The 21,521-nt window shown below is 64.5% G+C and carries 21 protein-coding genes; 3 read left to right on the top strand and 18 right to left on the bottom strand.

What is annotated here, in order from left to right; all coding sequences use genetic code 11:
- Nucleotides 1-7 precede the first annotated feature (7 nt).
- The 18 genes from QP997_RS03060 to rho form a co-directional block, all read right to left on the bottom strand.
- Nucleotides 8-1,045: a tetratricopeptide repeat protein gene (locus QP997_RS03060; RefSeq protein ID WP_284846168.1), complete on the bottom strand. Its 1,038-nt coding sequence runs from the start codon at nucleotides 1,043-1,045 to the stop codon at nucleotides 8-10.
- An 89-nt stretch (nucleotides 1,046-1,134) separates the two neighbouring features.
- Nucleotides 1,135-1,875: an endonuclease NucS gene (gene nucS / locus QP997_RS03055; protein WP_284846167.1), complete on the bottom strand. Its 741-nt coding sequence runs from the start codon at nucleotides 1,873-1,875 to the stop codon at nucleotides 1,135-1,137.
- A 35-nt stretch (nucleotides 1,876-1,910) separates the two neighbouring features.
- Nucleotides 1,911-2,120 (bottom strand): hypothetical protein, encoded by a 210-nt coding sequence (locus QP997_RS03050; protein ID WP_284846166.1) that lies wholly within the window; start codon nucleotides 2,118-2,120, stop codon nucleotides 1,911-1,913.
- Nucleotides 2,121-2,168: 48 nt separating this feature from the next.
- Nucleotides 2,169-2,600 (bottom strand): DUF2550 domain-containing protein, encoded by a 432-nt coding sequence (locus QP997_RS03045; protein ID WP_141759456.1) that lies wholly within the window; start codon nucleotides 2,598-2,600, stop codon nucleotides 2,169-2,171.
- A 252-nt stretch (nucleotides 2,601-2,852) separates the two neighbouring features.
- On the bottom strand, nucleotides 2,853-3,227 hold the full coding sequence (locus tag QP997_RS03040) for a F0F1 ATP synthase subunit epsilon (RefSeq protein WP_070759292.1): 375 nt from the start codon (nucleotides 3,225-3,227) through the stop codon (nucleotides 2,853-2,855).
- A gap of 11 nt (nucleotides 3,228-3,238) precedes the next feature.
- On the bottom strand, nucleotides 3,239-4,687 hold the full coding sequence (atpD, locus tag QP997_RS03035; RefSeq protein WP_012359967.1) for a F0F1 ATP synthase subunit beta: 1,449 nt from the start codon (nucleotides 4,685-4,687) through the stop codon (nucleotides 3,239-3,241).
- Between the two features lie 2 nt (nucleotides 4,688-4,689).
- Nucleotides 4,690-5,667 (bottom strand): F0F1 ATP synthase subunit gamma, encoded by a 978-nt coding sequence (locus QP997_RS03030; protein WP_284846165.1) that lies wholly within the window; start codon nucleotides 5,665-5,667, stop codon nucleotides 4,690-4,692.
- Nucleotides 5,668-5,731: 64 nt separating this feature from the next.
- Entirely contained in the window at nucleotides 5,732-7,369 is a 1,638-nt protein-coding gene (gene atpA / locus QP997_RS03025; protein ID WP_012359965.1) for a F0F1 ATP synthase subunit alpha, read from the bottom strand.
- A gap of 57 nt (nucleotides 7,370-7,426) precedes the next feature.
- Complete coding sequence (locus tag QP997_RS03020; protein WP_284846164.1) at nucleotides 7,427-8,245, bottom strand: F0F1 ATP synthase subunit delta; 819 nt, start codon at nucleotides 8,243-8,245, stop codon at nucleotides 7,427-7,429.
- A 5-nt stretch (nucleotides 8,246-8,250) separates the two neighbouring features.
- Entirely contained in the window at nucleotides 8,251-8,811 is a 561-nt protein-coding gene (locus QP997_RS03015) for a F0F1 ATP synthase subunit B (RefSeq protein WP_012359963.1), read from the bottom strand.
- 148 nt (nucleotides 8,812-8,959) lie between these two features.
- Entirely contained in the window at nucleotides 8,960-9,202 is a 243-nt protein-coding gene (locus QP997_RS03010; protein WP_012359962.1) for an ATP synthase F0 subunit C, read from the bottom strand.
- Nucleotides 9,203-9,302: 100 nt separating this feature from the next.
- Entirely contained in the window at nucleotides 9,303-10,103 is an 801-nt protein-coding gene (gene atpB / locus QP997_RS03005) for a F0F1 ATP synthase subunit A (RefSeq protein WP_012359961.1), read from the bottom strand.
- 347 nt (nucleotides 10,104-10,450) lie between these two features.
- Entirely contained in the window at nucleotides 10,451-10,963 is a 513-nt protein-coding gene (locus tag QP997_RS03000) for a Cg1360 family ATP-synthase-associated protein (RefSeq protein ID WP_284846163.1), read from the bottom strand.
- On the bottom strand, nucleotides 10,956-12,137 hold the full coding sequence (locus QP997_RS02995; RefSeq protein ID WP_284758698.1) for an MraY family glycosyltransferase: 1,182 nt from the start codon (nucleotides 12,135-12,137) through the stop codon (nucleotides 10,956-10,958). Before QP997_RS02995 ends, QP997_RS03000 begins: the two co-directional genes overlap by 8 nt.
- Nucleotides 12,138-12,152: 15 nt before the next feature.
- Nucleotides 12,153-12,812 carry an L-threonylcarbamoyladenylate synthase gene (locus QP997_RS02990; RefSeq protein ID WP_148812465.1) on the bottom strand — a complete coding sequence of 220 codons (660 nt, stop codon included), beginning with the start codon at nucleotides 12,810-12,812 and terminating at the stop codon, nucleotides 12,153-12,155.
- 89 nt (nucleotides 12,813-12,901) lie between these two features.
- The gene (locus QP997_RS02985; RefSeq protein WP_284846162.1) at nucleotides 12,902-13,912 is read right to left on the bottom strand and encodes a N5-glutamine methyltransferase family protein; all 1,011 of its coding nucleotides are present in this window, start codon (nucleotides 13,910-13,912) and stop codon (nucleotides 12,902-12,904) included.
- Entirely contained in the window at nucleotides 13,913-15,028 is a 1,116-nt protein-coding gene (gene prfA, locus QP997_RS02980) for a peptide chain release factor 1 (protein ID WP_070760888.1), read from the bottom strand. It lies immediately after the preceding gene.
- 62 nt (nucleotides 15,029-15,090) lie between these two features.
- Nucleotides 15,091-16,815, bottom strand: a complete 1,725-nt coding sequence (rho, locus tag QP997_RS02975) for a transcription termination factor Rho (RefSeq protein WP_284758700.1) — start codon at nucleotides 16,813-16,815, stop codon at nucleotides 15,091-15,093.
- A 539-nt stretch (nucleotides 16,816-17,354) separates the two neighbouring features.
- Between rho and QP997_RS02970 the strand changes: the two genes are divergently transcribed.
- The 3 genes from QP997_RS02970 to QP997_RS02960 are packed head-to-tail and all read left to right on the top strand — an operon-like array spanning nucleotide 17,355 to nucleotide 21,512.
- A complete protein-coding gene (locus QP997_RS02970) occupies nucleotides 17,355-19,124 on the top strand; it encodes a long-chain fatty-acid--CoA ligase (RefSeq protein WP_284758701.1) in 1,770 nt (589 codons plus the stop codon).
- Nucleotides 19,125-19,168: 44 nt separating this feature from the next.
- A complete protein-coding gene (gene moaA / locus QP997_RS02965; protein ID WP_284846161.1) occupies nucleotides 19,169-20,212 on the top strand; it encodes a GTP 3',8-cyclase MoaA in 1,044 nt (347 codons plus the stop codon).
- 1 nt (nucleotide 20,213) lies between these two features.
- Nucleotides 20,214-21,512, top strand: coding sequence for a molybdopterin molybdotransferase MoeA (locus QP997_RS02960; protein ID WP_284846160.1), 1,299 nt, complete (start codon nucleotides 20,214-20,216; stop codon nucleotides 21,510-21,512).
- Nucleotides 21,513-21,521: the final 9 nt, after the last annotated feature.

The raw sequence follows: 21,521 nt of genomic DNA, 5'->3' as shown, positions 1-21,521 counted from the left end.
CGCGGTTCTAGAACAGGGCGCTGGCCATGTTCGTGCGGGCCGCGATGACCTCCGGATCGGCGGCATCATAAAGCTCGAAGAGCTGCAGCAGCTGCTGCTTCGCGCGGTCCTTCTCCTCGCCCGCGGTGTGGCGCATCGCGGTGACGAGAACGTCGAAGCCCTGGGCCTTCTCACCGCGCAGGGCGAGCAGCTCGGCGGCGGCCATCGCGGCGTCGACGTCGCCCGGTTCTGCCGCGACCTTCTCCAGCGCCTGCTCCCCCGCCGCCGGATCCCCGGCGCGTTCCGCGAGGATGGCATTGGCACGTGCGGCCCGTGCCGTCGCCGCGAGCTCGGGGTCGGTGTTCGGGTCGGCGAGGATGGCGTCGTAGGCGGCGATCGCTTCCTGGATCTGCCCCTGTTCAATGAGGGACGCAGCCTCATCGAGGCGGGAGTCCTGTTCTTCAGCGGCGGCCCCCGAATCCGCAGGCAGGCCCGGCAGCTTACCGTCGACGGCCTGGATCACCGACTCCAGCCACTGCTCCACCTGCTCCTGCGGCTGGGCTCCCTGGAAGGACGTCGCTGGGCGGCCAGCCACCAGGGCGAGCACCGTGGGCACGCCGCGTACCCCGAGCGCCTGGGCCATCTCCGGCACCGCATCGGCGTCGATGTAGCGGAATACCCACTTCAGCTGCTCCTGCGGCACATCCGGGATCTCCACCAGGCGGGCGAAGAAGTTCTTCAGCTCTGCGCTGGCCTCCGAGCGGGCACTACCCACCAGGAGGATCACCGGAACCTGGGTGGAGCGGACCACCAGGTCCTGCTCGAAGGATTCCGGGGTGACGTCCGCCGATCGGGCGACGTAGTCCACGCTCACTCCAGCTTCCGCTGCTTGCTGTGCGTGCTTCTCGCGCTGCACGGCCTGCTGCTTCACCGTCCCCAGGTCAATCGCCCCCGAAACAAAACGCTGCGGCGCCTGCGGCTGCCGAGGGGAGGATGGCTGCGCCTGCGGGGCGCCGCTCTGCGGACGAGAGGCCGGCTGGGAGGAAGGATCGTGCGGTACAGTCATGCCCTCCATAGTAACGGCTTCCGACCGCGGGGTGACCGCGCCCAATCCCCCGGCCGACTGGGACGCTTCGACCCCATGAGCACCGGGGCCTAGAACAGCCGAAACTCCGAATCATCGGTGCCACGCATCGCCGCATAGTCCAAGGTCACGCAGCGAATTCCCCGGTCTTCGGCCAGGGTGCGGGCCTGAGGCTTGATCTCCTGGGCGGCGAAGACACCAGTCACCGGGGCAAGCAGCTCGTCACGGTTGAGCAGCTCGACGTAACGGGTCAGCTGCTCGACTCCGTCGATGTTCCCGCGGCGCTTGATCTCCACAGCGACGGTCGCCCCCGTCGCATCCTTGGTGAGGATGTCCACCGGCCCGATGGGGGTCGGGTATTCGCGGCGCACCAGGGAGTAGCCCTCCCCCAGGATCTCGATCTGCTCGGCCAGCAGCTCCTGGAGGTGGGCCTCCACGCCGTCCTTCTGCAGCCCCGGGTCTTCGCCGAGGTCAAAGTTCTGGTCGGAGTGCACCGCGAAGAGCTGGATGCGCAGCTGCTCGCCCTTCGGATTCTCGACGACCCACAGGGCCTCGACGTCTTCGTCCTCCAGCTCAGGAAGTGTGAGGAAGGGGTCCTTGCCGTCTGTGGCCTCGGCGAGTACCTCCGCGCGGCGGTATTCCGTCGTCGTGCAGGGTGGGGTCATCCAGTTCAGGGGCTTATAGGCCCGGTCATCAGCATGGATGGAGACCGCACCGTCCGCCTTCACCATGATCAGGCGATCGGCGCGCGGCAGATGAGCTTCCAGTCGACCGACGTAGTCGACGGCACACGTGGCGATGATGAGACGCATTTTTCCAACGCTACCCCACGGCAGGCGGCAACGGGCTATTCATAGGGCGTCGTGGTCAGCACTCCGTGGTGGAGGTACAGGCGGCGATCGCAGAGCCGGTCGATGCCCAGGGGCAGTGTCTGGCGGATGGTCTTATCGGTGGTGACGTCGATACCCACCTGGACCTCCTCGCTATTCGTCTTACCCCTTCTCTCCAGACGGCGCGGTGGGCAGCTGGTCAGCTTGGTTTTCTTTGGCCAACGCAAAAACCCCGCCCGGGTAGCCCCGGTCGGGGTAGAAAACGATAAGAAGACTCAAGAGAATCGCGTCGTGCGCACCCAGCGCTCTGAAGGCGCGGACTCCAGCCAGGAGACGAAGGCGTTATCCCCCTGCTCGTCGATGGCGATCTCGTACTCCTCGCCACGGTGGGAAATCTTCATCACGTGGCAGTAGCCCTCGATGAAGGGGCGCTCCTTATCCACAATGTCCCGGCGGGACACCACGGTGGTTCCCAACCGGGTCAATACCAGGTCCGACCCGGGCCGCAGGCTGCGCAACTTGTACAGCCGAGCCGAGGTCCTCGAATAAACCAAAACCCCGTGTCGCCAGTGCCTTGCCTCCTCGGCGGGAAGCGCACGCAGCAGCACGGGGTAGCCTTCGCTCCGCAGGTAGAAGAAGCGCCACAGGATGACGCCAACGAGCAGCAGAAGAAGAACAATTCCCAAAAGCACAAGAATCGTGGTCAACGTTTCCGCCTCTTCGCCGTCGCATCATCCCGCCAACCCGGCGGGCAGGAAAACCAGGAGTGTTTCAAGGCTGCAATACCTTAAACAAAATTTAGCCCCATGCCTGGATATTAACAATTCCCTCCCACCGGTGGGCTGCCTTCCGCACTCAGCGGGAGAAAACCGCATCCTTAGGGCGAAAAGCACAAAGGCCACCCCGCGCGGGTCACCCCACGCGACGTGGCCTTTGGCCGGTAGTCCGAAAACCTCGGTCTACTTCTCCTTGGAACGCTTCACAGCGCGCAACTCGGACTCTGCGCGAGACTTCTCCTCCTCGGAGGACGCCTCACGCACCCGAGCCTCAGCATCAGCCTGGTCGACCTCATCGGCCCACACAGCGCTATCAGCGAGAACGGTGATCTTCTGGGTGGACACGGACAGGAACCCGCCCTGTACCGCGGCCACCAGCTTCTCACCCTCAGTGGTCCGGATGATCACGACGCCATTCTCGACCAGCTGGCCGAGCAGTGGCTCGTGACCTGGAAGCACGCCGATCTCGCCCTCGGTGGTCTCCGCGATGACGGCCGTTGCGGTGCCAGACCACAACGCCTTCTCCACAGCCACCAATTCAGCGGCAATCTCAGCCATGTGTGCTCCTCTTACTTGTCCGTGAGCTTCTTGTAGGCGGCCTCGACGTCATCCAGACCACCCAGGCCGTTGAAGGCCTGCTCTGGGTAAGCGTCGAACTCACCATCACAGATGCGCTCGAAGGCGTCGATGGTCTCCTCCAGTGGAACGAAGGAGCCCGGGATGCCCGTGAACTTCTCTGCGACGAAGAAGTTCTGGCCCAGGAAGCGCTCGATACGACGAGCACGCTGGACGGTGATCTTGTCCTCCTCAGACAGCTCGTCCATACCAAGGATGGCGATGATGTCCTGGAGCTCCTTGTTCTTCTGCAGGATGTTGATCACGCGCTGTGCAACCTCGTAGTGCTTCTCGCCGACGATGCCCGGCTCGAGGATACGAGAGGTGGAGGTCAGCGGGTTCACTGCCGGGTAAATACCCTTGGAAGCGATCGCACGGTCCAGCTCAGTGGTTGCATCGAGGTGGGCGAAGGTCGTCGCCGGTGCCGGGTCGGTGTAGTCATCGGCCGGCACGTAGACAGCCTGCAGGGAGGTAATGGACTTACCCTTAGTGGAGGTAATGCGCTCCTGCAGAACACCCATCTCGTCAGCCAGGGTCGGCTGGTAACCCACTGCGGACGGCATGCGGCCGAGCAGCGTGGAGACCTCAGAACCTGCCTGGGTGAAACGGAAGATGTTGTCGATGAACAGCAGCACGTCCTGGCCCTGAACATCGCGGAAGTACTCCGCCATGGTCAGACCGGACAGAGCCACGCGCATACGGACTCCCGGCGGCTCATCCATCTGGCCGAACACCAGGGCGGTGTCCTGGAGCACGCCCATCTCCTCCATCTCGAGGAAGAGGTCCGTACCCTCACGGGTACGCTCGCCGACGCCGGCGAACACGGAGGTACCGGAGAACTCGCGGGCGATACGGGTAATCATCTCCTGAATCAGGACGGTCTTACCCACACCTGCACCACCGAAGAGGCCAATCTTGCCACCCTTGACGTAAGGGGTCAGCAGGTCGATGACCTTAACGCCGGTCTCCAGGATCTCGGTCTTACCCTCGAGCTCGTCGAATGCCGGTGGCTCGCGGTGGATGCCCCACTGCTCGCCGTCGCGGCCGAGACCTGGCTCGTCCAGGCAGTCGCCCAGGGCGTTGAAGACGTGGCCCTTGACGACGTCGCCGACTGGCACGGAGATCGGCTTACCGGTGTCCTTGACCTCTGCACCGCGGACCAGGCCGTCGGTCGGGGCCATGGAGACGGTGCGCACCAGGTTGTCACCCAGGTGCTGTGCGACCTCCAGGGTAATGGTCTTCGCAACTGCCTCGAGGTCAACCTCGACGTGCAGTGCGTTGAATAGTGCTGGCTGCTGCCCACGCGGGAACTCCACGTCGACAACCGGGCCGATCACTCGAACGACGCGGCCGGCAGCAGTCGGTGCAGCAGAGTTCTGCTGCTCCTGAATTGCTGTAGTCATTATTAGTCACTCTCTCCGCTATCGCCGAGCGCAGACGCGCCACCGACGATCTCTGTGATTTCCTGGGTAATCTGCGCCTGGCGAGCCTGGTTTGCGATACGAGACAGGTTCTCCACCAGCTCGCTCGCGTTGTCCGTCGCCGCACTCATAGCGGTACGACGCGCGGCCGACTCGGAGGCTGCTGCTTCGAGCAGCGCGGCGAAGATGCCGCGGGATACGTACTGCGGAAGCAGGTTCGCGAGAAGCGTGTCTGCGTCCGGTTCGAAATCCACCTCAGCGGAGACCTGGTCTGCGGAGTCCGACACCATGTCGGAACCCAGCTCCATCTTCTCCTCTTCGACGACAGTCTTGATTGGCAGTAGGCGGTGTGCCTTTGGCACCTGGGAAAGCATCGAGTGGAACTCGGTGTAAACCATGTGGACCTCGTCGAAGCCCGGCACCTGGTCGCCCTCGGCGTTAACGCCGTCGACGACGTCGACAGTGCCCTCCGAACCGGCGAGGAAGCCGCCGATCAGGTGGTTACGCAGGTTCGCGGTTTCGGCGTAAACCGGGTCCTGAGAGTGCCCGGTCCACGCTCCACTGATGTCTTCGTTGCGGAAGTTGTAATAGGTCACGCCCTTGTTTCCAAGGATGTAGAGAACAACTTCCTTGCCCTCGTCCTCAAGCAGCTTGCGGAGCTCCGCAGTGGTCTTGAAGACGTTGTTGTTGTAGCCACCGCACATGCCACGGTCACTCGAAACCACGAGGATGGCTGCGCGCTTCGCATCCTTCGGCTCCCGGATCATCTTGTGATCCAGGGAGCTGGCGGACGCCAGACGCTCGATCACCTTGGTGATCTCGTGAGCGTAAGGCTGCGAAGCGTCGACGCGAGCCTGCGCCTTCGTGATCCTCGAGGTGGCGATAAGCTCCTGGGCCTTGGTGATCTTCTTGGTCGAGTTCACGGACTTGATACGTGACCTGAGTTCGCGAAGATTAGCCATGCGCTACCGCCTCCCTTCTTGTCCGTAGTTAGTCATGGTGCTTTGTCGATCCCTTTCCGCGGCCTTAAACGGTCTTGCGGGTAACGGTGATCTCGGACTGCTTAACTTCGTCCTGCTCCATGGCGCGAGCCTCCGGTTCCCGGATGATCGGGGTGCCGTCGGTGGTCTGGAAACCACGCTTGAACTCGCTGGTGGACTGCTTCAGCTGCGCCTGGGACTCCTCGGTGAACGGGGTGCCGCCAGCGATCTGGTCGAAGACGCCAGATGCGTTGGAGCGCAGGTGCTCGATCAGCTCAGCCTCGAAGCGACGGACATCCTCAACTGGGACGTCGTCGAACTCGCCCTCGCCGGCCAGCCAGATGGAGATCATCTGGTGCTCGACGGACTGCGGCGCGTGCTCGGTCTGCTTCAGCAGCTCGACGAGGCGCTCACCGCGCTCCAGCTGAGCCTTGGAAGCGTCATCCAGGTCGGATGCGAAGGCAGAGAATGCCTCCAGGTCGCGGTATGCGGCCAGGTCCAGACGCAGGTTACCGGACACCTTCTTCATGCCCTTGGTCTGTGCGTCACCACCGACACGAGAGACGGACACACCAACGTTAATTGCCGGGCGGACACCCTGGTTGAACAGGTCAGACTCAAGGAAGACCTGACCGTCGGTAATGGAAATAACGTTGGTCGGAATGAAGGCAGACACGTCGTTTGCCTTCGTCTCGATGATCGGCAGTGCGGTCAGGGAACCGCCACCCAGCTCGTCGTTCAGCTTTGCAGCACGCTCGAGAAGACGGGAGTGCAGGTAGAACACGTCACCTGGGTATGCCTCGCGGCCCGGCGGGCGGCGCAGCAGCAGGGAGATCGCGCGGTAGGCCTCAGCCTGCTTGGTCAGGTCATCGTAGATGACGAGGACGTGCTTGCCCTGGTACATCCAGTGCTGGCCGAGGGCTGCACCTGCGAACGGTGCGAGCCACTTGAAGCCTGCGGAGTCGGATGCCGGTGCGGCAACGATGGTGGTGTACTCCAGCGCGCCGTGCTCTTCCAGGGTCTGGCGGATCGACGCGATGGTCGAACCCTTCTGACCAATCGCAACGTAGATGCAGCGCACCTGCTTCGATGGGTCGCCGGACTCCCAGTTGTCACGCTGGTTGAGGATGGTGTCGATGCAGACGGAGGTCTTACCCGTCTTACGGTCACCAATGATCAGCTGGCGCTGACCGCGGCCAATCGGCGTCATTGCGTCGATAGCCTTGATGCCGGTCTGCATCGGCTCGTTCACTGGCTGACGCATCAGGACGGATGGAGCCTGCAGCTCAAGTGCGCGCTCCTCCGTGTCGGTGATGTCGCCAAGGCCGTCGATCGGCTCACCCAGTGGGTTGATAACGCGGCCGAGGAAGTTCTCCCCGACCGGAATGGAAAGGACTTCTCCGGTCCGCTTTACCTCGTCGCCCTCTTTAAGGGTCTCGTAGTTGCCCAGGACCACGACGCCGACAGAGTCGGTGTCCAGGTTCTGTGCGACGCCAATGACGCCGCCTGGGAACTCGAGCAGCTCGTTAGCCATCACCGATGGCATGCCGCTCACGTTGGCAATGCCGTCGGCTGCCGTCGTGACCACGCCGACCTCCTCGCGGGAGGCCTCCGGGGAGTAGCTCGAGGTGTAGTTCGCAATCGCGCTACGGATCTCATCGGAGGAGATCGTCAGCTCCGCCATGTTTTTCCTGCTCTCGGTTTCGTGTTCCAGCAATTCGTGTTCTCGCTTGGTCGGTCGTTATGCGAGGGAACGACGCATGCGCTCCAGCTTGCCAGCTGTGCTTCCGTCGATCACTTCGTCGCCGACCCGGACTACGGCACCGCCGAGGAGGCTGGAGTCAACCTCAGTGTGAACCGCAATCTTGCGACCATAAATCTTGTGCAACTTCTCGGAGAGGCTTGCCTTCTGCTCCTCGGACAGCGGGCCGGCGCTGGTAACGCGCGCGACCTCGTAGCCGTTGAGGGAAGCTGCCTCCTGGCACAGGTCATCCAACAGCTCGACCGGCGCCTTGCGGGCGCGACCGACTGCCTGCAGGGACAGAGCTTCAGTCACCGAGGAGACCTTGCCGTAGATGACCTTCGCGAGAAGATCACGGCGGTCGTCCACAGCTGCTGCTCGATCGGAGAGCAGAAGCTCGAGCTCGGACTCGCGCTCGAGGATGCGGGCGAGGGAGAACAGCTCTTCCTCGACGCGCTCGAGCTGGCCCTGGGCCTCAGCCGAACGAAGCAGTGCTCGGCGGCCGAGACGCTCCAGGCCGGTCCGGAAGTCCTGCGAGTTTGACCAGTTTTGGGATACCGCAGCGGACACGATCTCTTCAGTAGAGGCCGTGACCTTGCCGGACAGCAGGGTCTTGACGAGTTCGACACGCTGTTCCGGGGTTGCAGCGGCGTCGACCATTGCGACGCGCAGGCTGCGCTCCTGATCCAGGACGTCGACGACATCGAAAAGCTCGGTGCCGGTCGTTGCTCCGTTGCCTACTGCGTTATCAGACTCCTTCAGACCCTGGTCCAAGGTCTTGATGAGTCGCTCAAATGCCTCGCGGCTCGCTGCGTGCATACCGATCACTTCCCAGCGGTGCCGACGTTGTCCAGCCCGGCGAGGAAGTTGTCGATGGTGCCCGAACGCTTGACGTCATCGTTCAGCTGCTCGCCCAGCAGGCGCTCAGCCAGGTTGATGGAGTTCTCCCCCATCTCCTTGCGAAGGTCAGCAACGACGGAAGCGCGGTTGGCCTCCAGCTGCTTGTTACCAGCCTCAACGATGCGGTTGGACTCCTCGGTTGCCTGCGTCTTCATGTCAGCGATGATCTTCTGCCCCTGGGAGCGAGCATCATCACGGATCTGAGCCGCTTCGGTGCGTGCCTCTGCGAGCTGCTTGTTGTACTTCTCGAGGGCTTCCTGAGCCTCGGCCTTGGCGGCCTCGGCACGCTGAATGCCACCCTCGATTTTGTCCTCACGCTGAGTCAGCACTTCCTGGAACTTCGGAAGGACGACCTTCGCGAAGACAAACAGGATGACGGCAAACGGGATAATGGACCAGACGATGTCATAAAGCGGTGGAATGAGCGGGTTAATCGGCTCTTCCAACGGCAGCGTCTCAGCTGCCAAGAAAAAGGTGTTCGTCATAGTCTCCAGCTTTCGCTTTAGTGCGTTGTTCTTGAAAGTCCTAAGTTTTTAAAACTTTTTCTCACGATCGGTGCCGGTTCGCTGGCTCCTCGCGGGGAGGAGCCTTGAGAACCCGAGCAATCCCCGACCGCTTCTTGAGCGGACTGTCTTAGAACAGGAAGCCGGCGACGAAACCAATCAGGGCCAGGGCCTCAGCGAACGCGATACCCAGGAACATGGTGGTGCGCAGCTGGCCAGCCATCTCCGGCTGACGTGCCATAGCCTCAGCGGTCTTGCCTGCGACGTTACCCACACCGATTGCAGAACCGATTGCTGCGAGGCCGTAGCCGATGGTGCCGAAGCCCTCGAACTTGGTGACAGTGTCCTGAGCCAGGAAGAGGATGTCGTTCATTTGGTTTCCATTACCTTTCTGGTGACCGATCTTCCCGCTTGTTGCGGGTGGTTTGTGGCGATCGGTTCAGTTGTTCAGATTTCAGAGTTACTAACCGGGGTTAGTGTGCGTCCGCGTGCAAGCTCAGCTCGATGTACACAGCCGTCAGCAGGGCGAAGATGTACGCCTGCAGGAAGACGATCATGAGCTCGAAGAGCGAGAATGCGATCGCGAAGACCATCGTGCCGCCAGCCACCAACGACCAGCCGTTCAGCTGCCAGAAGAAGAAGTTCGTGGCGCTGAAAAGCATGACGAGGATGATGTGACCGGCCAGCATGTTGGCCATAAGACGAATGGTCAGGGTTACCGGACGGAGGATGAAGGTCGAGAAGAATTCGATCGGTACAACAATGAAGTGGATGAAGGTCGGCAGGCCAGGAATGACCAGCGAGGACTTCATGTACTTACCGAACCCGTAACGCTTCACACCCGCGTAGATAAACACCACATATGCCACAAGCGCCAGTACCAGCGGGAGGCCGACACGGGCGCTTGGGGAGATGTTCAGGAACGGGATGAGGGTCGGCAGGTTCGCAGCCACGACAGTGAAGAAGATTGCCGCAATCACCGGCAGGAACCGGCGACCTTCCTTCTTGCCTAGAATTTCCTCCGCGATGTGGATCCGCACGAAGTCCAGAGCGATTTCGCCAACGTTCTGGATACCGCGGGGAACCAGCTTCGGCTTGCGCATAGCGATCAGGAAGAAGATCACCACGATGGCGATCATCAGGATACGCACGAGCATGAGACGGTCGAGGGCGAAGATATCGCCCGCGAAACCGGTCAGCCACAGCTGATTTGGATCCACCTGCCCCGGGAAGAATTCGTGCTCCAATGAAGGGGGATGAAACTCACCCTTCATTGCCAAGGTTGTTACACTCAGCGTTCTCTCCCGTGATTGGGCCGCGTGAACTTTTAGAAAAGTTAGGCGGTGCGATGGAGGTCTATTTCTTGGTATTACCTCTCCCCCAGGACTCCGTCGCACGTCCATGAGGGTGGGTCGGTGCCGAATTACGCTGCCTTTGTGGCAAAACGCCCAGCAGCCCAGTTGGCCCGCTACGACTCTACCAGGAAACCCCCAAGAAACCATAAGCGAAACCCCACAGGTTGTGATCACATTCACCTGTGGGGTTTCGCTTATTCCCGCTGCGCCGGATTACCGTTCCGAACAGCCCCCTTCCGCCGCGTGCCGACGGCTGGATTCGCGGCCTATTTCTCGGGGATATACATCAGCTTCGTGCGTGTAATTGCCATGATCTCCGAGCCGAGCATCGCCACGAGCACCAGAATGATCGTCACCCCGAGTGCAGTGTTGTCATAGAAGGTTTTGTCTTTAATCACGATCAACACAACCAGCAGCAGCGCCGCCTTGAGGAGCCAGGACCCCAGCACCGCCCCCAGGGTGACCTGCGGGGAGGAGTTGGCAGTCACCAGCACCACGCCGATCGTCATCAGCAGGAAGCCACCACCGATAGCCGCGCCGATGAGTGCGCCATAGATCCCCGGAAGGTCACGGGTCGCGCCCCACAGGGCCAGCGAGAACACCGTCACCGCAGCCAACGCGATGAGACCTCCCCGGGCGGCACGGATCAGCGGACGGCGGGAATCACCGACGTCCGGGTCGTCCTCAACGGGAGGCAGCGGGGACTGCGCAGCTTGAGCGTCGGACACCCCGGGCTGGTCTGGCTGGCGGTCATTGTGACCTGCAAAATCTTCACTCACGTCGGATTACTCTATCTTCCGCTTCCCCAGATTTCCACAACGGGATCGCCGTGCTCACCACGGCCACGAGCAGCAGCACCCCGACCAGGATCGCGGTCAAGTTCGTTGGCAAGACCGTGGAACCCACCGCGCTGAACGCCGCCACCCCGACCCAGGTATAAAGCACCAGGACAACCTGCTTTTGGGTGTGCCCCAGCCGCAGCAGGCGGTGATGCAGGTGCTTCTTATCCGGCGCGAACGGGCTCTTGCCAGCCGCCACGCGTCGCACCACAGCGAGCACGAGATCCAACAGCGGGATGAACAGCGCAGCCAGCACCACGATCACGGGAGACAGCAGCGCGAACATGTCCGCCACACCGTAGAGCGAAAGGTTAATGCGTCCGGAGGCCGACACGCAGGCGGCCGAGAGCAGCGTGCCGATGAGCATGGACCCGGAGTCTCCCATGAAAATCCGCGCGGGTGAGAAATTATGCGGCAGAAAGCCCATGCACACCCCAGCGAGCACGGCAGAGATGATCGCCGGCGGGTACGCGGACACCGCCCCACCCTGGTCGTGCAGGATCGTCAGCGAGTAAATCAGCACGGTGCCTGCCGCAATCAGCCCCAGCCCGGCGGCCAGCCCATCCAAACCGTCGACGAAGTTCATCGCGTTGATGATCGTGACGGTGAGAAGAACGGTCAAGATCGTGGACTGGACTTGGTCAAGAATGAGGGTGGTTCCCGCCCCGCCTGGCCAGTAGATCAGATACCAACTCAGTCCCAGCAGGCTCATCAGCGTCGCCCCCACGACCTGTCCGCCGAGTTTGACCCACCAGGCGATGTCGCGCAGGTCGTCGAGGATACCGACGATGACGATCACGAAGGTCGAGGCCAGCACCGCCGTCATATCCGGTGTGACCGGCGGGAAACCACGATTCAAGGCAGGAAGCTGTGCTGCGGCGACGATCGCGAAGACCACGCCGGTAAACATCCCTATCCCACCCAAGCGAGGTGTGGGAACCGTGTGCACGTCGCGCTCCCGTGGCATGGCCATGGTGCCGTAGCGGACCATGAGGTAGCGCACACCGCCAGTGGTCAGGAAGGTCACGGTACAGCCGACCAGCAGCACGAGCGCCAGCTCACGCAGCGGCACGCCGGCACCGGCCACCGGCGTGAGTCCCTGAGCCACAAGCATCCTGTTAGCCCACCTTTAGGACTTCGAGCGCAGCTCGCTGGCTGGCATCTGAAGCACCTCGCCGATCTGCTCGGCGCTGATCGCGCCCTCGCGCAGGATGCGTGGGCGGTGGCCAGCCAGGTCAACGATCGTGGAGGGCTCCCCGATGGTCGCCTCCCCACCGTCCAAGTACACCGCCACGGAGTCCCCGAGCTGCTCCTCAGCCATGGCCACGGTGGTCGCCGGCGGCTGGCCGGAGACGTTCGCGCTGGAGACCGCCATCGGCCCCGTGCGCTGCAGCAGGTCGATGGCGATCGGGTGGTTCGGCATCCGCAGCATCACGGTGCCGCGGGTGTCCCCCAGGTTCCACGGCAGGCTCGGAGCCTGTGGCACGACCAGGGAAAGCCCACCGGGCCAAAATGCCTCGACCAGCCGGCGCAGGTGCGCGCTGAACTCTGCGACCAGCCCTTCGACGGTGTCCCAAGAACCGATCAGCACGGGCACCGGCATGTCCGGGCCGCGGTGCTTGGCCTGCAGCAGCGCCTCGACGGCGGCGTTATCGAAGGCATCGCAGCCGATGCCATAGAGCGTGTCTGTCGGCATGACGATCAACCGACCGCCCTTTACTGCGTTCTCCGCTGTGACTATGGCGCCTTCCCGGTCTCCGGGGTTTGTCGCGTCTACTCGCTGGGCCATGTGCTTCCTTCTCCCTTACGTGGGAATTGTGCGCTGTTTTCTTCTTCTTGAGTGTAGTGCCCCGCCCGGTGCCGCCCGCGCGGTGGCTGTTATTGGCTTGCCTGTGGCACAGTCGCTCGCCCGACGACGAAGCGGTCGCGGCCAGCAAAATCTTGTTTCTTCTCGACGTCGCTCAGTCCCGCGGCAATGAGGATCTCCCGGGTCTGATCCCCGGTGGCGTCGTCGTGTTCGACGGCGACTGGCGCCCCGGGGGCGGCGGCGCGCACGATCGCGGCGGCAACATGGGGCATGAGTTCGAGGCCGTCGTCGCCGGAGAAGACGGCAATCGCAGGGTCGGCCCCGGTCTCGACGTCCGTTCGGCTGCCGCTGGGGACGTAGGGCGGGTTCGCGACGACGAGCTGGGCGCGACCGGCAAGACCCAGGGCCTCGAGAAGTTCGAGGTCGCGGACGTCGCCTTCCACGAGGCGGACGTCCAGCTGCTCGCCGAGCAGACCCGCCCGGCGGAAGTATGTGAGATTCTCCTGCCCCAACTCCACGGCCGCCGGGTCCAGCTCGATGCCGGTCACCTCAATTGTGCGGAGCCAGCGGTAATCGGCGGGGCTGGACGTAGCCTGCCCGCGGAGGAACTCGGCGAGCTGCGCGGCCAGCGCCAGGCCGATTGTGCCGGGACCGGCGCACAGGTCCACGACGCGCACGACTCCGTCTGCGGGACGCAGGTTTGGCTCGGCGGCGGCGCGCTCAAGCCAGCCACGGATCTTCCCCAATGCGTACTCGGTGAGCAGCTCGGTTTCAGGCCGCGGGATGAAGCCGCGGGAATCGCTGTAGAGGTCGTAGCCGAAGAAGGGCGCGGCCCCCACGATGTGCTGCAGGGGCTCGCGACGCGTCCTGCGGGCCACCCACTCGGCAAAAATCGCTGGCTCCGGGTCGCCACCGGCTGAGAAGACTTCGGTCAGTCCGGCCGGGGTGCGCGGCGAATCCGCGTTACCCTCCCCGGCCAGGGCGTAAGCCATGAGCCAGCGAGCGTCGTTGAGCGGAGACGCCAGTCCGGCGTCGGAAAACTGCCGCGCAGCGGTGCGCACCGCCTCGCTGACGGTGGCCATTTAGGCCTCGGCCTCGAGGCGCTCGATGCGCTCGGCTTCCTTCAGAGCCGCGAAGAGGGACTCCAGGTCCCCGTCCAGCACGGAATCCAGGTTATTGGCCTTGTAACCGATGCGGTGATCGGAGACGCGCGACTCCGGGAAGTTATAAGTGCGGATGCGCTCGGAGCGATCCATGGTGCGGATCTGTGCCGCGCGGCCCTCCGCTGCCTCCGCCTCGGCCTCTTCTTCCTTCATCTGCTGCAGGCGAGCAGCCAGCACCTGCATCGCGCGGGCGCGGTTCTGGATCTGGGAGCGTTCCTTCTGGCAGGTCACGACCACGCCGGTCGGCAGGTGGGTGATGCGGACCGCGGAGTCGGTGGTGTTCACGCCCTGGCCGCCCTTACCGGAGGAACGGTAGACGTCAACGCGGATGTCCTTCTCGTCGATCTGGACGTCCTCGACCTCGTCCGGCTCCGGGTAGACCAGCACACCGGCGGCGGAGGTCTGGATGCGGCCCTGGGACTCGGTGACGGGCACGCGCTGCACGCGGTGGACGCCTCCCTCGAATTTGAAGTCGGCCCATGCGCCGTCGCGGGAGGGCTGCTTGGAGCGGATGGACATGGTCATGTCCTTGACCCCTCCCAGGTCGGTCTCGTTGAGGCCCAGGATCTCCGTGGCGAAGCCGTGACGCTCCGCGTAGCGCTGGTACATGCGCGCCAGCTCTCCAGCGAAGAGGGCCGCCTCCTCGCCACCGGCGCCGGACTTGATCTCCATGATGATGTCGTCGCCGTTCTTGGGGTCCCGCGGGGCGAGTAGATCGGTGAGCTTTTCCTGCAGCTCCTCGATCTCCGCCTCCAGGCGGGTGGCCTCCTCAGCGAACTCCGCATCCTCGCTGGCCATCTCGGCCGCGGCCTCGTGATCCTCCCGCGCAGTGTTCAGCCGCTCGTAGGTCTGGATCACCGGCTGGAGCTCCTGGAAGCGCTTGCCAACCCGGCGCGCCGCCTTCGGGTCATTGTGCAGCTCCGGGTCCGCCAGCTGGGCCTCCAGCCCCTGGTACTCCGAGAGGATGTCATCCATCACCGACGGGGTGTGGTCGAGCGCCGAATCCTTGCTCGAGTCTTTGCCTGCCTTGGACATGCTTTTAGTCTCTTCCTAATAGTCCTGGTCCACTGGTCAATGCTAGCCGGTTGGCGTGCGGACTAGTCATCCTCTTCATCCGCGAGCGGGGCGGAGCTGGCGATCTGGATCATGAAGTCCCGGTTCGTCTTGTTCTTCCGCAGCTGCTTGATGAGCAGGTCGATCGCGGCCTGCGGATCCAGGGCGGAGAGGATGCGACGCAGCTTGTGCATGACACGTGCCTCGTCCGGGCCGAGCAGAAGTTCGTCCTTGCGGGTGCCGGATGGGTTGACGTCCACGGCCGGGAACACGCGGCGCTCGGCGATCTTGCGGTCCAGCTTCAGCTCGGCGTTACCTGTGCCCTTGAACTCCTCGAAGATCACCGTGTCGCCAGCGGAGCCGGTCTCCACCATCGCGGTGGCGATGATGGTCAGGCTGCCGCCGTGCTCGATGTTGCGCGCAGCCCCCAGGAAGCGCTTCGGCGGGTACAGGGCGTTGGAGTCCACACCACCGGACAGGATGCGCCCGGAGGCCGGCGAGGAGTTGTTGTACGCACGGCCCAGTCGGGTGATGGAGTCGAGCAGGAGAACGACGTCCTTACCCTGCTCGACCAGGCGCTTCGCGCGCTCCACCGCGAGCTCCGCGACGGCGGTGTGCTCCTTCGGCGGGCGGTCGAACGTCGAAGCGATGACCTCGCCGTTAACGCTGCGCTGCATGTCCGTGACCTCCTCCGGCCGCTCGTCGACGAGGACGACCATGAGGTAGCACTCCGGGTTATTGGTGGAGATCGCGTTGGCGATGTCCTGCAGGATCGTGGTCTTACCGGCCTTCGGCGGGGAGACGATGAGCGCGCGCTGCCCCTTACCGATCGGCATGATCAGGTCGATCACGCGGGTGGTCAGCACCTTCGGGGTGGTCTCCAGGCGCAGGCGCTGATTCGGGTACAGCGGGGTCAGCTTGGAGAAGTCCGGGCGCTGCGCTGCCTGCTCTGGGGACAGGCCGTTGACTGTCTCTACGGAGTGCAGCGGGGTGAACTTCTGGCGGTTGCGGCCGCGGCCACCGCCCTGCTTTGCGTTCGGACGGATGGTGCCGACGATGGCGTCGCCGTGGCGCATGCCGTACTTGCGCACCGTGTTGATCGGGACGTACACGTCCGTCGGCCCCGCGTGGTAGCCAGTGGTGCGGATGAAGGCGGTGTTGGCGTCCGCGAAGTCGAGGATGCCCGCGACCGGGGCCTCCTGTGGCTCCGGCTTGTGGTCCTGTTGGTCCTTGCGGTTCTCGCCACCATCCTCGTGGTTTCCGCCATCGCCGTGGCCACCGTTGTTCCGGTGCCCGTTGTTGCGGTCGTGGCCCCGGTCTCCCCCACGGCGGTTGCGGCGGTTCCGGCGGTGACGACGCCGGCGCCCCTGGTGGTTATCGCCGCCATCGTTGTGACGGTTGTTGCGACGATCCTCCCGCTCGTTGCTGCCCGAGTTCTGTTCCTCCTGCTGGCCGGAGTTGTTCTCTGGTTCCTTGGAGGATGGGCGCCCGTCCTGCTGATCCTCGCGACGCTCGGCCTGCTTGCCTTCTCTGTGCTCGCTGCGCTCGCTGCGCTGCTCAGCCTTCTTCTCGGCCTTCTGTTCGGGCCGGTCGCTGGCTACAGCGCCGCCACCCTTGCCAGCGTTCTCGATGGCTGCCACGAGGTCTCCTTTGCGCAGTTTCGACGTTCCTTTGAGCCCCTGGGCCGCTGCAACTTGCCGCAGCTCGGCCAGCTTGAGGGAGGCCAGCCCATTGGCCTGACCCCGCTCGATGATGTCGGACAAGCTCACGAAAGTCCTTTCCGTCGCGCAGCATCCTTGGTCGACACCAGCCAGGACTATTGGCCAGTGCATCTCACGCGCTGCGCAGAATTTTCATTGATTTTGGCCGACGACACACGCCGGCCCAGGTGGCGGCCACTCAACAGATGCGCCAAGCAGGCAACAACCCGGAATTATTCTTGAGTATTAAAAGAAATTGCCCTCCCACGATCCCGCACATCTGGCAGACGCCCACTGCCTGGGGCCGGCCGGGGAATCGCGGTGGCGGTGCGGCTGCCGCGGGGCCAATAACAACCCGGCCCATGAAGCGGCGCTGGCGATTGAACGCCCCACACCCTGGAATCCTCCTGGGCCCCGGCTGTTCGCACGGCGCCCTCGAAGCAGCTGCAAGTGTAACACCCGGCGATAGCTCACACACTTTTAAACCCCGGCCTTGAGTCTCGTTCCCTGATGGCCAGGGTGCATCATCATCGGCCGAGGCTCCGGTTTGTTGAGATGGTGGCGTCATAAAGAATAAGCAACCGCAACCGCGGGCTAAGGTGGACGGCATGGAATCTACGATGCAGGAACGCCCCTTTTCCGTATCGCAAATCTTGACCTACGGCACCAACGCGCACCGCAACAGCACGGTGACCACGTACCTGGGAACCGAGCCTGAGGTCACGACCTTCAAGGAGATCGGGGCGCGCGTGGCTGCACTCGCGCACGCGCTTGCCGAGGATTTCGGCATCCGCATCGGCGACCGGGTGGCAACCCTGATGGTCAACCGCACCGAGCACCTCGAGGTGCTGCTAGCGGCCCCGTCGATGGGTGCAGTCTTCCAGCCGCTGAACCGGCAGCTCGCCGACGACCAGGTCATCCACACGATCAATCACGCCGAGGACCGCGTCATCGTCTGTGACGCGGTGGACGCCGACCGCCTAGTCGAGATGCTCCCCCACTGCCCCACCGTGGAGGGCATGATCCTCGTCGGGGCCAGCCCCGCGGATATCACCCGAATCCAGGACCGGATCACCCTCACCTTCGCCGAGGCTGACCCCGAGCGCCGGATCCACGTGGCCGACTACGAGCCGCTGCTGGATGAACGGCCTGCGATCTATGACTGGCCGGATCTGCCGGAAACCGCGCCGGCGGCGCTGTGCTACTCCACCGGCACGGCGGGGGCGCCGAAGGGCGTGGTGTACTCGCACCGCTCCCTGTGGCTGCACTCCCTGGGGCTGCGCACGGCCGATAGCTTCGGCATCCAGAACGACACCCCCTTCCTCCTGGGAGTGCCGATCTATCACGTCTTGAGCTGGGGCGTTCCGCTGGCCGCGTTCATGTCCGGCGCGCCGATGGTGATGACCGGGCACACCACGGATCCCGAGCACCTCGCGCACGTCATCGAGGACGCCATGCCCCGCCAGGCGCACGGAGCCTCGGCGGTGTGGATGAGCTTGATCGTCCACTACGAGAAGACTCCGCCGAGGCGCATGAGCCTGCAGACGATCTACTCCGGCGGCTCCCAGGTTCCCCCGGCTCTCATCGACGCCTGGGAGGCCCGCTACGGCGTGGACATGATCCACTGCTGGGGAATGACGGAAACCTCGCCGATCGGCACGGTCGCGCACCCGCCCGCCGGTGTTGCCGGCCAGGCGCGTGCCGCCTACCGCTACTCCCAGGGGCGCTTCCCCGTGGGACTGGAATACCGCATCGTCAACGACGCGGGTCGCGCCCTGGAATCCCACGACCGCAATGCCGGTGAGCTGCAGGTTCGCGGGAATACTGTCGCCGCCAGCTACTACGAGTCCCCCAGCCAGACCGGTGACGGTGCGGCCAGCGTCTTCCGGGGCGAGGCGGTGGACGATGGCTCCAGCCGCTTCACGGTCGACGGCTGGCTGCGCACCGGCGATATCGCCACCGTGACCCAGGACGGTTTCCTCGTCATCCACGACCGGAAGAACGACGTGATCCGCTCGGGTGGCGAGTGGATCTACTCCGCCTCCCTGGAGAACTACCTGCTGGCCCACCCCGGGGTAAACGAGGCGGCGGTCATCGGCATCCCGGACGATAAGTGGGGCCAGCGACCCCTGGCCGTCGTCGTCCTGGCCGCGGGCTACGAGCCGACTGAGGAAACCGCGACGGATATCCGCAACTCCATGCTGCCGCAGGTTCCCGCGTGGATGGCCCCGGAGAACTTCTGCTTCGTGGAGAACATCGAGCGCACGAGCGTGGAGAAGTTCGACAAGAAGGAGCTGCGCCGGCTGATGCGCCGTGGCGAGCTGGAGATCATGACCCTGCCGGATCCCAACGAAGAAGCTGAGTTCGGCGAGGACTAGTGGCTGCTACGGGCGTTGACAGCCCCACTAGAATGAGCCCCACGATGACTCAAAATTCCTCTGCTCCCCGCCCCCGCCAGCTGGTCGACTCCTTCGGTCGCGTGGCCCGGGATCTGCGGGTCAGCCTCACCGATCGCTGCAACCTGCGCTGCACCTACTGCATGCCGGCTGATGGCCTGGAGTGGCTGCCCACGGAGCACTCCTTAAGCGATGCGGAGGTCATCCGGCTGGTGCGCATCGGCGTGGAGACGCTGGGCATCCGGGCGGTGCGTTTCACGGGCGGCGAGCCGCTGCTGCGCAAGTCCCTGGAGGAACTGGTGGCGGCCACCGCCCAGCTGCGCACCGACGAGGGCCAGGTGCCGGGCATCGCCATCACGACGAATGCGCTCGGCCTGGACAAGCGGGCAGCCGGGCTTGCGGCGGCCGGCCTGAACCGCATCAATATCTCGCTGGACACCACGGATCCGCAGACCTTCGCGGCGCTCAGCCGGCGGGATCGGCACGAGGATGTCCTCCGCGGCATCGACGCTGCACTGGCGGCCGGGCTAAATCCCGTGAAAATCAACTCGGTCGTCCTGCCCGGCGAAAACGAGGACTCAGCCGCGGATTTGGTGCGCTTCTGCCTGCGCAGGGGCCTGCAGCTGCGCTTCATCGAGCAGATGCCCCTGGGGCCGCGCGGCCAGTGGACCCGGGAGGGCATGGTGACGGCCGATGCACTGCTCAAGCGGCTGGCAACCGAATTCACACTCACTCCCGCCACCGAGCCCCGCGGCTCCGCACCCGCCGAGCTGTGGGATGTCACCGACGGCGAGTATTCCGGGCAGGTGGGCATCATCGCGAGTGTGACCCACCCCTTCTGCGGGGCGTGCGACCGCACCCGACTGACCACCGACGGGGCGATTCGCTCCTGCCTGTTCTCCAAGGCAGCCGACGAGGTCTCCCTGCGGGACATGATGCGGCAGGGTGCACGCGACGAGGAGCTCGCCGATGCGTGGGCGGGCGCGATGGCACGCAAGAAGCCGGGCCATGGCATCGACGACCCCGGCTTCCTCCAGCCGGAGCGCACCATGAGCAAGATCGGCGGCTAGTGTGGCGGATCTCGTGTCCATCGCGCAGCACCGCGAGCGGGTGCTCGCGCTGGCTCAACCAAACGTGCTTTCCGGTGTACCGCTCGACCAGGCCTATGGGCACGTGCTGGCGGGCGAGGTTCACGCCATCCTGGCGAATCCGATCTTCGATAACTCCGCGATGGATGGCTTCGCGCTGCACGCGGCGGACGTGGCTGGCACAGGCCCCTGGGTGTTGCCGGTGGCCGGCGATATTCCCGCCGGCGCCCCGCGCATCGAGTGCCCGCCCGGTCACGTGGTCCGGGTCATGACGGGCGCCCCGGTGCCACCGGGAGCCGACATCCTCGTCGTCCCGGTGGAACAGACGGACGTCCCCGCCGGGCCATTAGAGCTGCCCGAGCAGATCACGGTGCGCACGGTGGATCTGCACCGCAGCCATATCCGCCCTGCTGGGGGCAAGCACCCCGCCGGGGCGGTCGTGGCTAAAGCGGGCACGCGGGTGGATGCGGGCACGCTCGCCGCGCTGACCTCGGCGGGGGTGCAGGCGGTGGACGTGTACGCCCGGCCCACCGTGGCGGTGATCTCCACCGGGGACGAGCTGGTGCCCTGGCCGGATGTCCCGGGTGCCTCCCAGCTGCCGGATTCCAACCTGCCGATGATCGCCGCCCTGGCCGTGGAACACGGTGCTGCCGAGGTGCGGCGGTTCCACAGCGGGGACCGCGGCAGAGGTTTGGCGGAGCTGCTGGACGAGGCGAGTGCGTGCGATGTCATCGTGACCACCGGCGGCATCAGCGCCGGAGCCTTCGACGTGGTGCGGGAGGTGGTGGGCCCGCGCGAGGGATCGTGGTTCGGCCCGGTCGCGCAGCGCCCCGGCACCCCACAAGGGGTGGCTTCCTGGGGTGAGGCCACGCTGGTCTGCCTGCCGGGGAATCCTGTGGCAGCCTACGTGTCCTTCCTGCTCTACGTGGCCCCGCTGCTGGCGATCCTGGGCACGGGCAACCGGGAGGCCCGGGCGTTTCGGCCGCTCCAGGCGGTGGCCGGCCCCGGTTTCGCTGCCCCGCGCAAGGGCCGCTCGCTGGTGGTTCCTGTCCGACTATCCGACGGCGACGACGCCCCGGTCGCGGTGCCGTTTTCTACGGGCTCGCATAATTCCAGCGACGTCACCGCGCTGACCGGCATCGATGGCTTCACGATCATTGAGCCCTCAAGCGAGGCCACCGCGGGTGGTGCGGCAGAACGCGGCGCGGCGAGGGCTGCAGCCCCGGCCGAGGGGGATCCGCTGCTCGTCCACCTGCTCGGCCGCGGAACAACCGGGCAATGAGTATGAGCA

The organism is Corynebacterium sp. MSK039 (assembly GCF_030232315.1).
GTDB lineage: Bacteria > Actinomycetota > Actinomycetes > Mycobacteriales > Mycobacteriaceae > Corynebacterium.
This window is presented reverse-complemented; position numbering and strand designations above follow the sequence as displayed.